The sequence below is a fragment of the Streptomyces sp. NPDC058257 genome (genome assembly GCF_042881845.1).
Lineage (GTDB): Bacteria > Actinomycetota > Actinomycetes > Streptomycetales > Streptomycetaceae > Streptomyces.
The window spans coordinates 1,035,582-1,049,952 of record NZ_JBHVXJ010000001.1; the positions used below are offsets into that span (position 1 = coordinate 1,035,582).

The following is a 14,371-nucleotide window of genomic DNA, read 5'->3' on the forward strand; positions in this document are numbered from 1 at the left end:
ACGTGCAGATCCTGTCCGGCTGCTTCGCCCTCCTTCTCGCGGCCTCGTCGTTCGGTCTCGTCGTCGGCGTCTCGCGCATCCGGCAGGCCGCGCCCCAGCAGCCCGACGCACAGCACGGAGCCGTGTTCGACCCCCTGGAGGCCGCCTTCCTCGCGGGCGGCCCCGGCCGGGTCGCCGACGCCGCCATCGCCGCCCTGCACGAGGACGGGCGCCTTGTCGTCGCCTGGCCAGGCATCGTCGAGATCCGGTCGGCCGAGGCCCGCAACCCTGTGGAGGGCGCGGTGCTCCAGGCCCACGCCGACGCACCGAGCGGCGCCCTGCACTGGCTGCGTATCGGCGCGATGCGCGGCCCCGCCGTACAGGCACTCGGCGACGCGCTCGCCCGGCGCGGCCTGATGGTGCGGCCCGAGGCCCTGAACCGTCTGCGGCGTCGGAGGATCCGGCACGACGTCCTGAGCTTCGTCGGGTTCTTCGTCGTCGTCGCCGTCATCGCCGTCGAGGACGACGACGGGCCCTCGTGGGACCCCGTGAGCGTGCCGACCATCGTCCTGATCGTTGCCTGGGTGCTCGGCGCTCTGATCGGCTGGCTCTGCCGCGGCGCCGCCCGTACCCGGGTGACCGCCTCGGGCCGGACCGCGCTCGCGGAGTACCGCGCCGCCGGAGCGGACGCGCACGGCGCGGCACACCGCGTGGCGGTGGACGGCCTGGTCGGCGTGCTCGACCCTGATCTGCACGCGCGGTTGCGTGCCGCGCACGGCTTCCGGCCGGGGCGTACGACGGGGACGTCCTCGTCGTACGCGAGCTCCGGGAGCACCGTCGCGTGGTGCGCAGGCGGCGCGGGCGGGGACGGGGGCGGCGGCGAGGGTTCGGCGTGCGGCGGCTCGGGCTGCGGGAGTTCCGGCGGCTGCGGCGGAGGCGGCGGCTCCTCGTGCGGTGGAGGCGGAGGGGGCGGCTGCGGGGGCGGAGGGAGCAGTTCCTAGCGCTCCCGCCCGGGGAACAGCGCACGCCCGCAGCCGATGCCCCTTACCCGTACGGCGGTTGACGTACTCCGGGAGGTATCCCGCAGGCGCCTCCTCGCGGCGCACTAACGTGCGGTGCCGCAACAGGAGGCGTCATGCGATCCATCAACGGCACCGGCCTCATCGTCGCGGGGCTCGTCGCGACCCTGGCCGCGCTGCTCTTCCCCCTCTGGTCGTACGAGGACAGGTCGGGCACCGGCCTGGACCAACTCAACGCGGAGACCGTGTCGACCCGGTTCGGCCCGCTCTCCGCGCTCGACCGTGAGTTCATCACCAAGGTCCGGCTCGCGGGACTCTGGGAGCTCCCCGCCGGAGAGCAGGCGGAGGTGCGCGGCACGACCAAGGCCGTCCAGACCGCCGGCGAGCATCTCGTCGAGGGCCATACGTTCCTGGACGCGCGGGTACGCGAGGTGGCGACGCGGCTCAGCCTCGAACTGCCCAACCAGCCGAACCCGCAGCAGCGGAGCTGGCTCGACACGCTGAGCGCCGCACACGGCGAGGCGTACGACGAGAAGTTCGCCAACATCCTGCGCACCGCCCACGGCAAGGTCTTCTCGGTGGTCGCCCAGGTCCGCGCGAGCACCCGCAACTCGCTGGTGCGCACGCTCGCCGACGACGCGAACACGACCGTCCTCGACCACATCAAGGTCCTCGAAGGCACGGGCCTCGTCGACTTCGACAAGCTGGCCCGCGACGCGGCATCGGCGAGCCCCGCCCCGGTGACCCGCTCCCCTGCCCCACCGGGCCCGGCCGATTCGCCCGCTCCGGCGACTCCCATCTCCCCCTCCCCGACGTTCCCGCTCCCTCCACCGGCGTCCCGCCCCAAGCCGACGAAGGAGAAGGAACGCCATAAGGACAAGAGCCAGGAGAAGAGCAAGAGCAAGAGCAAGGACAGCGGCAGAACCCGCACCAGAGCGGAATCGCGTTACGTACCCGCGACCCCGCGTCCGCATGCTGAATAATCCGTGGCGCCGCCCCCGCTCCCTCGCATACAACACCGGCATGTTCTGGCTTCCCCTCCTTCTCGTGGCCTGGGCCGTGTCGGGCCTGACCTGCGCCCGGCTCTGCCTCACCGCGTTCCGCGCCGCCCCGCACGGGGCGGCCCCGGGGCACCGGCACGAACTGACGCTCTACGAAGCCGCGTTCCTCTCCGGCGGCCCCGCACGCGTCGCCGACCTCACCCTGGTGTCGATGGCGCGCACCCGGCGTCTGCTGCTCGCGCACACCGGCTGGGCGACGGTCGTCGACCCGGTGGGCGGGGACGACATGGAGCGTTCCGTGCTCGGCGCGATAGGACCCGCGGGGCAGTCGCCGATAGCGCCGGTGCGCCGGGCCGCGGCAGGCACCGACGCGATGCGCACCCTCGCGGACCGACTCGTCGCGGCGGGCCTCGCCCTGCCGGACGGCATCTGGTCGGGGGTCGCGGGAGCGGTCAGACAGGTGCGGGCGGCCACCGTCGCGGTGGTCGCCCTTGGGGCCGTCGCGCTCCTGATGCCCGCCCAGGAGCCGGAGGGGCAGGTGCCCGTGGCGCTCTGGTTCGCCCTGCCCCTGGTCCTGAACGCGAGCTGCCTCGCCGTGGCCCGCTTCGAGATCCACCCCTACCCACGCTGGGCCTCACCCGCGGGCCAGCTCCTCCTGAGCGCGCTGCCCGCGCGCGGCGGCTCCGACCTCACCGCCATCGCCGTACGAGGCACGCGCGCCCTCGCCGACCCGAAAATGCGTGCGGCGTTCGCACACCGGGATGCGGCGCATCGGGGTCATTGAGCCGACATCGGCGGGGCGGTGCTTTACTTCGCCATTTACCGAACGAATCATCCCTTTTATTCGAGCAACGCACGGCCGAATGAAGGAATGAAGAGCGATGAGAGCAGCAGCCGCCCTCTACGGAACCGCCGGATCCCTGGTCCTGACCGCACTCGTCGTCGCCCCCACGGGAAACGCGTCCGCGGCCGATCCCTCCCCCTACCCGGAAGCACACGGCACCCTGGTCGCGGCCCAGCGTGCCCAGGCGGCCGGTGTCCGCTTCGGCGCCTGTCCCGCGGCGGAGGGCCTGCCCTCCTCGGTCAAGTGCGGCACCGTATCGGTGCCACTCGACTACGCCAACCCGGACGGCAAGCAGATCAAGCTGACCGTCAGCCACACCAAGGCCACGCGGAAGGCGGAACCGCGGCGGGGCAAAGCCGTCAAGCGGCAGGGCGCCCTCGTCTTCAACCCCGGCGGTCCCGGCGGGTCCGGCATGTACTTCCCGATGGTCGGCATGCTCCCGGAGTGGAAGCGCATCGCGGCGGCGTACGACCTCGTGGGCTACGCCCCGCGCGGTGTCGGCCGCTCGGCCCCGATCTCCTGCCAGGACCCGAAGGAGTTCGGCAAGGCACCGAGCCAGGCGCCGACCCACCCCGACGACGCGTACAAGCTCAAGCGCGTCAAGCAGGCGAAGGCGTACGCGGAGGGCTGCGTCAAGCGCTCCGGGCAGGCCGTGCAGTACTACACGAGCCTGAACAACGCCCGTGACCTGGATGTGCTGCGGGCCGCCCTCGGCGAGAAGAAGCTGACCTTCATGGGCGCTTCGTACGGCACGTACTTCGGCGCCGTGTACGCCTCGCTCTTCCCCTCGCACGTGCGGCGCATGGTGTTCGACTCGGCGGTCAACCCCGACCCGGCGCAGATCTGGTACGGCAACAACCTCGACCAGTCAGCGGCCTTCGAGCACCGCTGGGGCGACTTCCGCACGTGGGTGGCCAAGCACGACAAGGCGTATCACCTGGGCAAGACGCCCCAGGCGGTCCTGCGCAGCTACGAGAAGGTGCGCGACAGGCTGGCGGCCAAGCCCGCGGGCGGCAAGGTCGGCCCCGGCCAGCTGCAGGCGGCGTACCTCCAGGCCGGGTACTACGACGACTACTGGCCGACGCGCGCGTCGGCGCTCTCGGCGTACCTGAAGGGCAACCCGAAGCCGCTGATCGAGCAGGCCGCGCCCGAGCGGAAGGCGGCCAAGGAGCAGGAGAACGGCAACGCGGTCTACACCGCCGTCGAGTGCAATGACGCGCCCTGGCCGACGGACTTCGAGACCTGGAACCGCGACAACTCGGCGCTCGCGCGCAGCGCCCCCTTCGAGACGTGGGACAACGCCTGGATGAACCTGCCGTGCGCCTACTGGCCCGCGCCCCGGCAGCAGCCGGTCGACGTCCGCACCCAGGAGGGCGAGCTTCCCCCGACGCTGATCCTGGCCGCCGAGCGGGACGCCGCGACCCCGTACGAGGGCGCCAAGGAGCTGAACCGCAGGCTGGGAGGTTCCGTGCTCGTGACCGAGCGGGACGCGGGTACCCACGGCATCGGCGGGGGGCCCAACAAGTGCGTCAACGGCCACATGGAGTCCTACCTCCTGGAGGGCAGGCTCCCCGTGCGGCGCGCGGCGTGCGCACCGCACAAGGAGCCCCAGCCGCTGTCCGGCGCGCGGGCGGCGGCTCTTCCCAAGGGGCACTGACCGCTAGAGGGCTCCGAGCCGTTCCAGCGGGAACGGCGGCTGGGCCAGCGGGCGCACCGCGAGCCGGGTGAGCGGCAGGACGTTGTCGTCGCCCGCCGTGCGGTTGGCGTGCAGGACGCCGCAGTGGGTGCAGCGGTGGACGAGGATCCACTCGCCGTCTCCTCGTACGGAGATGGCGAGGGGTTCCATCCTGGCGCCGCAGTCAGCGTCCCGGTCGCCCGGGGTGTCGTCGAGGTGACGGCTCCAGAGGCAGTTCGGACAGTGATTGCGGTGGTCGGTGCCGGGTGCGGTCATCGAGACGTCGAGGCCGCAGTGCAGGCAGCGGAAGGACTGGGCGCGCGCTTCAGTGCGGGCCCGCCGAGAGGTGTTGCGGGACATGGTGGGAGTGACTCCAGTGCGTCGCGGAATGGGCTGACTTCGAGCTGTTCCGCGGGGCCCTGGGCATACAAGCACCATCTTTCCGTCTCGGCTTCGACCTGTCGGGCCGACTTCTTGGGTTCGACCTCTCGATGAAACGCGCACCGGGCGGGCACGGCAACCGAATTACCGGTGCCACGCCCGCCCGGTGAACGGTGCGGGTGGGAGTGGGGGGCGCTTACGCGAGGCCCGCCACCAGGTCGGCCACGGACTTGCGGCGGCCGGTGTAGAACGGGACCTCTTCGCGTACGTGCATGCGGGCCTCGGAGGCGCGCAGGTGCCGCATGAGGTCGACGATGCGGTACAGCTCGTCAGCCTCGAACGCCAGGAGCCACTCGTAGTCGCCCAGGGAGAACGAGGCGACCGTGTTGGCGCGCACGTCGGGGTAGCCGCGGGCCATCATGCCGTGGTCCTTGAGCATGCGGCGGCGGTCCTCGTCGGGCAGCAGGTACCAGTCGTAGGAGCGCACGAAGGGGTAGACGCTGATGTAGTTGCGCGGCGTCTCGTCGGCCAGGAAGGCCGGGATGTGCGACTTGTTGAACTCGGCGGGGCGGTGCAGCGCCATGTTCGACCAGACCGGCTCCAGGGCGCGGCCCAGCTTGGTGCGGCGGAAGAGGTTGTAGGCCTCCTGCAGCTCGTCGGCGGTCTCGGCGTGCCACCAGATCATGACGTCCGCGTCGGCGCGGAGCCCCGACACGTCGTACGTGCCGCGGACGGTGATGTCCTTGGCGGCGAGCTGGTCGAACAGCTCCTGGACCTCGTCGGCATAGCCCGCGCGGTCCTCGGGAAGCAGGTCCCGAAGCTTGAAGACGGACCACAGCGTGTAGCGGATGACCTCGTTGAGGTCCTTGGCCTTCTTGCCCGCGTTCGGGCTCTTGGCGGGGGCGTCGTCACTCATGGCCCTATTCTCCTCCGCCGCCGTGCGGGCTCCGCACCGGGTTGCCGGTGAGCTCCTCCACACCGGCCAGGTCACCGCCCAGCTCGTCGACGGCCGCGTACGCGCTCGCGATACACGCGGGGATGCCCACTCCGTCGTACGCCGCTCCGCACACGGCGAGGCCCGGCAGCTTGCCCACGTGCTCACGGACGCGGGCCACGCGCGCGTGGTGGCCGACGGGGTACTGCGGCAGGCCGTCGTGCCAGCGGGTGACGCGGGTGGCGACGGGCTCCGCGTCGAGGCCGGTGGCCGCGCGCAGGTCGCGCCGGGAGAACGCGATGAGGTCGGCGTCGTCGTGCCCCAGGATCGCGCTTTCGCCGTACCGTCCCACCGAAGTACGCAGAACCAGCAGGTCGGGGTCCTCATCGGCGATCCAGCCCCACTTGCGCGACGCGAAGGTGGAGGCCTTGATGGTGTGTCCGTCGACGGGCGGCACGAGAAAACCGCTGCCTTCGGGGAGGTCGGCCTCGCCGCGGCGGTAGGCGAGGGTCATCAGGGCCATGGAGGCGTACTCGATGCCCGCGAGCTCGGCCGCGGCGGCGGGCGCCTCGACACCGAGCAGCGCGGCGGCGGCGTAGGCGGGCACGGCGACGACCACGGCTTCGGCGTCGATGGTCTGCTCACCGACGGTGACCTGCCAGCCGTCCGGGGTGCGCCGCAGCTCGGTGACCGGCGTCCCGGTGCGGATCTCCCCGCCCCGCGCGCGCACCGACTCCGCGACGGCGAGCGGCAGTTGGCCGACGCCGCCCTCGATGCCCATGAAGACGGGTCCTGTCTGCTGGTTCTTCGCGGCGCGGGCCTGGATGTCGCGGACGCCCTCGGTGAGCGAGGTGTGGGTGCGGGCGGCCTCGAAGAGCTGCGGGACGGCCGAGCGCATCGAGATGCGGTAGGCGTCGCCCGCGTACACCCCGCCCAGGAGCGGCTCCACGAGGCGGTCGACGACCTCGCGGCCCAGGCGCGCGGCCACGTACTCCCCCACCGCGACGTCGTCCCCGACCTCGGTGGGCGGCAGTTCACGGTCCCGCTCGATGCGGTGCAGGCCTTCGTCGGAGAGCACTCCGGAGAGGGCCGACGCGTCGCCGGGCACGCCCATGACGTGGCCCTTGGGCATCGGCCGCAGGGCCCCGCGGGTCCAGATCGCCGCGGTCGCGGTGGCGGGCGGCCGCAGCCGGTCGGCCAGGCCCACCTCGCGGGCGAGGGCGACGGCCTCCGGGCGGCGGGCCAGCATCGACTCGGCGCCGAGGTCTACGCGAACGCCCTCGATCTCGCCGGGGAGCAGCTTGCCGCCGAGCCGGTCGGACGCCTCCAGGACGGTCACGCGGGCTCCGGTGGCGAGCAATCGGTGGGCGGCCGCCAGTCCGGCGATCCCGCCACCGATGACAACGACATGACCCGTACGTGTGTCCGTTTCGCGCATGCCTCCACTCTACGAGTCGGCCACGTCGAGTCGGACGAGTCCCGACCGTGACCCCATCGGGACCGGTCGGCAACCACCGTTCCGCCCCTTCCAGGCGTCAAAGGAGCATCAGTCACCACGTCCCTCGGGGGGTACGTCGAAATGCACGCGTCCAGCACATCCAGGCACCGCACCGCCGTCCAGGCACTCTCGGCCGTCCTGCTCGCTGCCGCCCTCGCGCTCACGGGGTGCAGCGCGGGCGGCGGCTCCGGCGACAGCGGCAGCAACGACAAGGCGGCGGCCGGCAGCCGGGCGGACGAGGGGGTGGGCGGGAGCGGCCGGGCGGATCAGTCCGACAAGAAGAAGCCGCCCACGCTCACCGGCACGCACATCATCCGCACCGCGACCCTGACCGTCCGCGTCAAGGACGTGCCGAAGGCCCTGGACGAGGCACGCGCGGCGGCCACCGACGCGGGCGGTGTCGTCGGCGACGAGACCACGGACCGCGACGGCCGCGGCCACGAGCGCTCCCGCATCGTGCTGCGTGTCCCGCAGGACAGGTACGAGGAGGTCCTCACGTCGCTCGAAGGAACCGGCAGGCTGATCGAGCGCAAGGCCAAGGCGCAGGACGTCACCGATCAGGTCGTCGACGTCGAGAGCCGCGTCAAGTCGCAGCGGGCGAGCGTGGCCCGCGTGCGGGAGCTGATGGACAAGGCGACGAAGCTGAGCGATGTCGTCAGCCTCGAAGGGGAGTTGAGCAGCCGTCAGTCCGAGCTGGAGGCGCTGCTCGCACAGCAGTCCTCGCTCAAGGACCGTACGAGCCTGTCCACGATCACGCTCTCGCTCAGCGAGAGCGCCGTGAAGAAGGCGGACGCGGACGATGACGACCCGACGTTCGCGGACGCCCTGTCCGGCGGCTGGAGCGCCTTCGTGGCGATGCTGCGGTGGGTGGCGGTCGTCATCGGCGCGGTCCTGCCGTTCGTGGCGTTGGCGGCGCTCCTGTCGCTGCTGTGGAGGCGCGTGGTGCGGCCCCGGCTGCCGCGGCGCCCGGAGCGGCCCGCTGTGGCGACACCGGCGCGCGAGGGCGATGACGACTAGGCGGCCGTCAACTGCCGCCGCGTCGTAGCGTGTCCGTATGAGTAGCGCGAGAGAGCGACTGGTGGTCATCGGGGGCGACGCGGCGGGCATGTCCGCCGCGTCGCAGGCACGCAGGCTCAAGGGGCCCGACGAGCTGGAGATCGTCGCGTTCGAGCGCGGCCACTTCACCTCGTACTCGGCCTGTGGCATCCCCTACTGGGTCGGCGGCGACGTCCCTTCGCGGGACGAGCTGATCGCGCGTTCGCCCGAGGAGCACCGGGCCCGCGGCATGGATCTGCGGATGCGCACGGAGGTCACGGAAATCGACCCCGCGGGCCGCCGGGTCCACACCCGGGATCTGGAATCGGGCGCGGAGAACTGGACGGCGTACGACAAACTCGTGATCGGCACCGGCGCCCGCCCGGTCCGTCCGTCCCTGCCCGGCATCGACGCCCCCGGCGTGCACGGCGTGCAGACCCTGGACGACGGCCAGGCGCTCCTGGACACGCTGGCCCGCACGCCGGGCCGCAAGGCGGTCGTCATCGGCGCCGGTTACATCGGTGTCGAGATGGCCGAGGCCCTGATCCAGCGCCGCTACGAGGTCACGGTCGTCAACCGCGGCAAGGAGCCGATGTCGACGCTCGACGCGGACATGGGCCGTCTCGTCCATGACGCGATGTCCGGCATGGGCATCGAGATGGTGAACGACGCCGAGGTGACCAAGATCCTCACCGGGGACGACGGCCGCGTCAGGGCGGTGGCCACCGAGGACGCGGAGTATCCGGCGGACGTGGTGGTGCTCGGCATCGGCGTGCGCCCGGAGACGGAACTGGCGAAGGCGGCGGGCCTGCCCACCGGTGAGTACGGCGGGCTCCTCACGGATCTCGCGATGCGGGTGCGCGGTCACGACGACATCTGGGCGGGCGGTGACTGCGTGGAGGTCCTCGACCTGGTCTCGGGCCGCGAGCGCCACATCGCGCTCGGCACCCACGCCAACAAGCACGGCCAGGTCATCGGCTCGAACGTGGGCGGGAGTTACGCGACCTTCCCCGGGGTCGTCGGCACGGCCGTCAGCAAGGTCTGCGATCTGGAGATCGCCCGCACGGGCCTGCGCGAGAAGGACGCGAGGGCGTCCGGTCTGCAGTACGTGTCGGTGACCATCGAGTCGACGAGCCGCGCGGGCTACTACCCGGGTGCGGCCGTGATGACCGTGAAGATGCTCGCCGAGCGCCTCACGGGGCGGCTGCTCGGCGTCCAGATCGTCGGGCGCGAAGGGGCGGGCAAGCGCGTCGACATCGCGGCCGTGGCCCTGACGGCCCGGATGACGGTGGACCAGATGACCGCGCTCGACCTCGGCTACGCCCCGCCGTTCTCACCAGTGTGGGACCCGGTCCTGGTGGCGGCGCGCAAGGCGGTCGCCGCGGTGCGGTCGGCGCGCTAGGGGCACCGGGAGGGCTCGGGGCCCCTGAGGGGACGTCTTCCACCGCGGACGCGTCCCCTCCCCCGTCTCACCTGTCATATTCAGGCGAGATTTTCAGCCAACTACGAACCGGCTCCGTACCTGTCTCCGTACCTGGCTCCGTGCCTGTCTCCGTACCGGCTCCGTCAGCGCGCGGTCCGGGTGTGGACGTGCTCCACGAGTCGCGTCAGCGCCTCCGGGTCCGTCGTCGGCAGGACGCCGTGGCCGAGGTTGAAGATGTGCCCATCGAGGCCGGACGCGGCGGCAAGGACCTCGTCCGTCTTGGCCTCGATCGCCTCCCGCGTGGAGAAGAGGACCGCCGGGTCGAGGTTGCCCTGCAGCGCCTTGCCGGGGCCGACCCTGCGCACCGCCTCGTCCATCGGCACGCGCCAGTCGACGCCCACCACGTCGGCACCCGCGTCGCCCATCAGACCGAGCAGTTCACCCGTACCGACACCGAAGTGGATGCGCGGGACGCCGTACGGGGCCACCGCGTCGAACACCTTCTTCGAAGCGGGCAGTACGGAGCGCGTGTAGTCGGCGGGAGCCAGCGCGCCCACCCATGAGTCGAAGAGCTGCACAGCGCTCGCGCCCGCCTCGATCTGCACCTTGAGGAAGGCGCCGGTGATCTCCGCGAGCCGGTCGAGCAGGTCGGCCCAGAGCTCCGGGTCGCCGTACATGAGCGCCTTGGTGTGCTCGTGATTACGGCTCGGACCGCCCTCGACCAGGTAACTCGCGAGGGTGAAGGGCGCACCGGCGAACCCGATGAGCGGGGTCGACCCCAGCTCGGCCGTCAGCATGCCGATCGCCTGCGTCACGTAACCCACGTCGTCCGGCGTCAGATCCCGCAGCTGGGCGAGGTCGGCGCGCGAGCGGATGGGGTTGGCGACGACCGGGCCGATGCCCGGCTTGATGTCGAGGTCGATGCCGATGGCCTTGAGGGGTACGACGATGTCGCTGAAGTAGATCGCGGCGTCGACCTTGTGACGGCGCACCGGCTGCAGCGTGATCTCCGTGACCAGCTCCGGCATCATGCAGGACTCCAGCATGGCCGTGCCCTCGCGCACCTTGCGGTACTCGGGAAGTGAGCGCCCCGCCTGCCGCATGAACCAGACCGGCGTGTGCGGCACGGGCTCACGCCTGCAGGCCTTCATGAAGGCTGAGTCGTACGTCGCTGCGTTCGTCGTCGCTGCATTCGTCGTCGCTGCGTTCTGCTGGCCCGCGGGGCTGTTTTTGGCACTCACGCGGAAAGTCTCGCACGGGCGCGCAGGACCCCGCCCCGAGGGACACCCTGCCTTGACCGGGGACCCTCTCAGGGGTGTCTCTCCCTGCACGAAGCCACGGTTCCCCTTAACCTTCCCCGCATGGCTGCGGCTCAGGGACAACGGTCGGACGGCGCTGGCGAGATGGAAAGTACGGAGGGGAAGGTGGCGGAATCGGCTCCGTTGCCCTTCCGCGCGGCGGTCGAGGCGCTGCGCGGGGCACGGCTTAGGCCTGAGATCGAGATCGACCCGACGCGGCCGCCACAGCGCCTCGCCCCGCATGCGTACGCCCTGGAGGCGGCGGTGGTCGAGGAGGACGAGGATCTCGCGGACGGTCGTCTCGTCCTGCTGCACGATCCGGCGGGACACGACGCCTGGAAGGGCACCTTCCGCCTCGTCACGCTCGTCCGGGCGGAGTTGGAGGCGGAGATGGCGGCGGATCCGCTGCTCCCGGAGGTCTGCTGGTCCTGGCTGACGGGCGCGCTGCAGGGGCGCGGCCTGGCCTGCGGGGAGCCGAGCGGCACCGTCACGCGCGCGAGCTCCCACTACTTCGGCGGGCTCTCCGAGCGGGCGCCCGCGTCGCAGATCGAGATCCGGGCTTCGTGGACGCCGCGCGAGGGAATCGACGGGGTGCCGGACACGGCGGCGCATCTCGCGGCATGGTGCGATCTGCTCTCCCAGGTGGCGGGCCTTCCACCGGCGAACCAGGGCCAGGGCCAGGGTGACGGGTCCGTGGTGTCGCTTCCGCAGCGTCGGGGGCCGCAGAGCCAGTGACCGAGGGCGGGGGCCATGGGGACTGCCGCGGGCCGACCGGTGCGAGCGGCCGGTGCGAGCGGCCGGTGCGAGCGGCCGGTGCGAGCGGCCGGTGCGAGCGGCCGGTGCGGGCGGGCGGCCGGTGCGGGCCGAACGGTCACGCGGATGAGCGATTCTGAACGACTGCGATTCGGGTTGATCTTCGGATGATCGATCACGTGTCCGAATCGTCCGAATTGTTACCCATCAAATCGTGATCATTCTCTAAAGGCGAGCGGGTTTGATGCCGAAGAGGTTGGTGACCTTGAAAGCACGGTTCGTCCCGGCTTCATCCCCGAGCCGGTTCAGTCCCGCACCCCAGGAGGCCTGGTGTCCGTTCTCCTCGAGCAGCCTGCAAGCCTGGTCGCCTACCGCCCGAACAAGCCGACCGCCATGGTCGTCGTGGCCGACCCGCGCGTCCGTTCCACCGTCACCCGCCACCTGTGGGCCCTCGGTGTTCGCGACGTCATCGAGGCCTCGTCGATCGCGGAGGCTCGTCCCCGCATCGGCAACCCCCGTGACATCTGCGTCGCAGATGTGCACCTCCCCGACGGCTCCGGCCTGACGCTCCTCTCAGAAACCCGCGCGGCGGGCTGGCCGAACGGCCTCGCCCTCTCCGCAGCCGATGACATCGGTGCCGTACGCAACGCCCTCGCGGGCGGCGTCAAGGGCTACGTAGTCACCGGCACCCGCAACAATGTCGGTCTCCCCACCCGTCCCGGCGCCGCGCCCATCGGCTCGGCCGCCGCCCGAATGCACCGCCGCCCGCCGGGCTCCCCGAGCCACCCCGGTGGCTACCGCGAGCTGTCCGGCCGCGAGGTGGAGGTTCTCCGCCTCGTCGCGGAGGGCCAGTCGAACAAGGCCATCGGCGTCTCGATGGGGCTCTCCGCGCTGACCGTGAAGAGCCACCTCGCCCGGATCGCACGCAAGCTCGGCACGGGTGACCGGGCCGGGATGGTGGCGGTGGCTCTGCGCACCGGAATCATCCACTGACTGATTTACACCCCTCGCACGCCCGTCGACGGAACGTTCCGTCGACGGGCGCTGTACATACACAGATACCCTTGACAGGTGACCGACGCCCAAGAGACCGCAGCAGACAATTCACTGCGAACCACCGGAGGCGGCCCTCCGGACGACGTCGAAACGGCGCCGATCCCTTTGCTCGAGCCGCGTGATGGAATTCCTCCGGTGGTCGCCGACGAAACTTCGCTCGCCGAAGTGATCGCCGCATTCGCGGCGGGCAGTGGCCCGGTGGCCGTGGACGCCGAACGTGCGTCCGGCTATCGGTACGGCCAGCGTGCCTACCTCGTGCAGCTGCGCCGTGAAGGCGCGGGCAGCACTTTGATCGACCCCGTGGCGTGCCCCGACCTCTCCGGACTCGGCGAGGCGATCTCCGGCGCGGAGTGGGTACTGCACGCCGCCACGCAGGATCTGCCCTGCCTCCGCGAAATAGGCATGATCCCCACCAGCATCTTCGACACGGAACTGGCGGGGCGCCTCGCCGGTTTCCCCCGGGTCGGCCTCGGCGCGATGGTCGAGGGCGTACTCGGCTTCGTCCTGGAGAAGGGCCACTCGGCGGTCGACTGGTCCACACGGCCTCTGCCCGACCCGTGGCTGCGGTACGCGGCACTCGACGTCGAGCTGCTCGTGGACCTGCGGGACGCGCTGGAGAAGGAGCTGGACCGGCAGGGCAAGCTGGAGTGGGCCCGCGAGGAGTTCGACGCGATCTCCTCCGCACCGCCGGCGCCGCCCCGCGTGGACCCCTGGCGGCGTACGTCCGGCATGCACAAGGTGCGGCGCCGTCGCCAGATGGCGGTCGTACGTGAGCTGTGGACCACTCGCGACAAGGTGGCCCAGCGGCGGGACGTGTCGCCTGGCAAGGTGCTCAGTGACGGCGCGATCGTGGAGGCGGCACTGGGTCTTCCGCCCAACGTGCACGCGCTGGCCGGTCTCACCGGCTTCGGACACCGCATGGGACGGCGTCAGCTGGAGCAGTGGCAGGCCGCGGTGGACCGGGCCAAGGCCCTGCCCGACTCCGAGCTTCCGCAGCCTGGGCAGACCGTGTCCGGGCCTCCGCCGCCCCGGTCCTGGGCGGACCGCGACCCGGCTGCGGCGGCGCGCCTCTCCGCGGCGCGGGCGGCTGTCTCGGCGCTGGCCGAGGAGTTGAACATGCCGCAGGAGAACTTGATGACTCCGGACACGGTGCGCCGCGTCTGCTGGGAGCCGCCGGCTCAGGTCGACCCCGAGTCCGTCTCCGCCGCGTTGGCCGCGCACGGGGCGCGGCGCTGGCAGATCACCCAGGTCACTCCGGCCTTGGTGACGGCACTCACCACCGACTGACCTGCCGGCGGGGCTGGCCTTGCGGCACGACCCGACCGGCTGTCCCCCAGCAGGGTCGACGCCCTGCCGCCGGGGCCTGAGCAGCTGTGCCCGCCGCCGCGGGTGTCCCGGACTGGCCCGCCGCTTCGCGGCGGATGTCTCCCACCCACCCACCCGTTTACCCCGCGTTTCGAGGTGAGGGGGCGGGT

The 14,371-nt window shown here is 71.7% G+C and carries 12 protein-coding genes and 1 pseudogene; 9 read left to right on the forward strand and 4 right to left on the reverse strand.

The window, feature by feature from the left end:
- Positions 1-2 precede the first annotated feature (2 nt).
- From ACFVXC_RS04510 to ACFVXC_RS04525, 4 genes and pseudogenes are all read left to right on the forward strand, one after another.
- Positions 3-980: a TIGR04222 domain-containing membrane protein gene (locus tag ACFVXC_RS04510; protein ID WP_389901321.1), complete on the forward strand. Its 978-nt coding sequence runs from the start codon at positions 3-5 to the stop codon at positions 978-980.
- A gap of 134 nt (positions 981-1,114) precedes the next feature.
- Positions 1,115-1,849: pseudogene (locus tag ACFVXC_RS04515) on the forward strand (DUF4142 domain-containing protein); the annotation flags it as partial.
- Positions 1,850-2,021: 172 nt separating this feature from the next.
- Positions 2,022-2,783, forward strand: coding sequence for a TIGR04222 domain-containing membrane protein (locus ACFVXC_RS04520; protein ID WP_389901322.1), 762 nt, complete (start codon positions 2,022-2,024; stop codon positions 2,781-2,783).
- Between the two features lie 97 nt (positions 2,784-2,880).
- Positions 2,881-4,500, forward strand: coding sequence for an alpha/beta hydrolase (locus tag ACFVXC_RS04525; protein ID WP_389901323.1), 1,620 nt, complete (start codon positions 2,881-2,883; stop codon positions 4,498-4,500).
- 3 nt (positions 4,501-4,503) lie between these two features.
- Here the strand turns inward: ACFVXC_RS04525 and ACFVXC_RS04530 are convergent, their stop codons facing one another.
- From ACFVXC_RS04530 to hemG, 3 genes are all read right to left on the reverse strand, one after another.
- A complete protein-coding gene (locus ACFVXC_RS04530; RefSeq protein ID WP_389901324.1) occupies positions 4,504-4,878 on the reverse strand; it encodes an RNHCP domain-containing protein in 375 nt (124 codons plus the stop codon).
- Between the two features lie 217 nt (positions 4,879-5,095).
- A complete protein-coding gene (gene hemQ, locus ACFVXC_RS04535) occupies positions 5,096-5,815 on the reverse strand; it encodes a hydrogen peroxide-dependent heme synthase (RefSeq protein WP_351158322.1) in 720 nt (239 codons plus the stop codon).
- A gap of 4 nt (positions 5,816-5,819) precedes the next feature.
- Entirely contained in the window at positions 5,820-7,271 is a 1,452-nt protein-coding gene (gene hemG / locus ACFVXC_RS04540; RefSeq protein WP_389901326.1) for a protoporphyrinogen oxidase, read from the reverse strand.
- Positions 7,272-7,412: 141 nt separating this feature from the next.
- Here hemG and ACFVXC_RS04545 point away from each other — a divergent pair, with 141 nt between their 5' ends.
- The gene (locus tag ACFVXC_RS04545; protein ID WP_389901328.1) at positions 7,413-8,348 is read left to right on the forward strand and encodes a DUF4349 domain-containing protein; all 936 of its coding nucleotides are present in this window, start codon (positions 7,413-7,415) and stop codon (positions 8,346-8,348) included.
- Between the two features lie 37 nt (positions 8,349-8,385).
- The gene (locus ACFVXC_RS04550; protein WP_389901330.1) at positions 8,386-9,768 is read left to right on the forward strand and encodes an FAD-dependent oxidoreductase; all 1,383 of its coding nucleotides are present in this window, start codon (positions 8,386-8,388) and stop codon (positions 9,766-9,768) included.
- Positions 9,769-9,932: 164 nt separating this feature from the next.
- Here ACFVXC_RS04550 and hemE read toward each other — a convergent pair whose 3' ends face one another.
- Positions 9,933-11,030 carry a uroporphyrinogen decarboxylase gene (gene hemE / locus ACFVXC_RS04555; protein WP_389901332.1) on the reverse strand — a complete coding sequence of 366 codons (1,098 nt, stop codon included), beginning with the start codon at positions 11,028-11,030 and terminating at the stop codon, positions 9,933-9,935.
- A 120-nt stretch (positions 11,031-11,150) separates the two neighbouring features.
- Between hemE and ACFVXC_RS04560 the strand changes: the two genes are divergently transcribed.
- From ACFVXC_RS04560 to ACFVXC_RS04570, 3 genes are all read left to right on the forward strand, one after another.
- Positions 11,151-11,822 (forward strand): DUF3000 domain-containing protein, encoded by a 672-nt coding sequence (locus ACFVXC_RS04560; protein WP_389901334.1) that lies wholly within the window; start codon positions 11,151-11,153, stop codon positions 11,820-11,822.
- A 348-nt stretch (positions 11,823-12,170) separates the two neighbouring features.
- Complete coding sequence (locus ACFVXC_RS04565; RefSeq protein WP_383268565.1) at positions 12,171-12,833, forward strand: LuxR C-terminal-related transcriptional regulator; 663 nt, start codon at positions 12,171-12,173, stop codon at positions 12,831-12,833.
- 78 nt (positions 12,834-12,911) lie between these two features.
- A complete protein-coding gene (locus ACFVXC_RS04570) occupies positions 12,912-14,183 on the forward strand; it encodes an HRDC domain-containing protein (protein WP_389901336.1) in 1,272 nt (423 codons plus the stop codon).
- Positions 14,184-14,371 lie beyond the last annotated feature (188 nt).